Genomic DNA, 1,107 nt, shown 5'->3' on the forward strand with positions numbered 1-1,107 from the left:
GGCCGACATCAATCGGAATGGCCGGCCGACATGACGTCGGAATCAGTGGCCGACTTCGCCTCGGAACAGGCGGCCGACATCGTCGGAATCCCCATGCTGCGGATCATGGGGCAGAGGATGCCGGCCGGGCGGGACGCTTGGATCGCCTTCCTCGGCATGGGGCTCCTGAACAATGCGCTGCCCTTCGGCCTCATCGTCTGGGGGCAGCAGCACGTCGCCGGCGGACTGGCCTCCATCCTTAATGCCACCACACCCCTGTTCACGGTGCTGGTGGCCCATCTGCTCACCCCGGACGAGAAGCTGACCCCGTTCAAGCTGGCCGGCGTGGTCGTGGGCTTCGTCGGAGCCGTGTCGATGATCGGCCCGGACGCCCTCCTAGGGCCGGGTGTCGCCATCACGGCCCAGCTCGCCTGCCTGGCTGCGGCGCTGACCTACGCCTTCGCGGCCATCTTCGGACGGCGCTTCCGCCGCATGGGAATCGCACCCATGGCCACGGCCACGGGGCAGGTCTGCGCCTCCACGCTGTTGCTGCTGCCGCTCGTGCTGGTCGTGGACCGCCCCTGGGAGTTGGCTGCGCCGGGGGCGGTGACCTGGGGAGCGGCAGTCGGAGTGGGCTTACTTTCGACGGCCCTGGCCTACGTCCTTTACTTCCGCATCCTGGCCGCCGCGGGTGCGACGAACCTCGCCCTGGTCACTTTCCTGATCCCGGTCAGTGCGATCCTGCTGGGTTGGCTCGTGCTGGGTGAGATGTTGTGGCCAAGGCACTTCGGGGGGATGGCCTTGATCGGAGCGGGCCTTGCCTGCATCGACCGTCGCCTGCCCCGGCTTCTGCTGGGGTCCCGGCGCCGCGAAGGGTCCACCCACGCGACCGACTGACCTGATCCAGTTCGACAGGTTTCCGAGCCGGACACTTCGTGGAGAGTCCGGTTTCCACCGATACTGTTGAAAAATGTGCTGTTGGCTTTCGGCTGAGCCTGCCGCCTCGATCTGGCCATCGACCTGAGGGCCGCCTGCGCATCAGCCTGGCAGGGCTGACGGCACGCCGGTGGGGATCAGCTTGGCGAGCTTGCGCAGGTTCTGGGCGGCGGCTGCGAGGTGGAACTCGTC

General features: G+C 67.6%; 1 protein-coding gene. It reads left to right on the plus strand.

Annotated features, from left to right (window positions below):
• The coding region (locus FHS87_RS23325) for a DMT family transporter (RefSeq protein ID WP_184522322.1) at positions 1–876 on the plus strand (876 nt) is incomplete at its 5' end.
• Between the last annotated feature and the right edge of the window lie 231 nt (positions 877–1,107).

It is taken from the genome of Muricoccus pecuniae (genome assembly GCF_014199205.1).
Taxonomy (GTDB): domain Bacteria; phylum Pseudomonadota; class Alphaproteobacteria; order Acetobacterales; family Acetobacteraceae; genus Roseomonas; species Roseomonas pecuniae.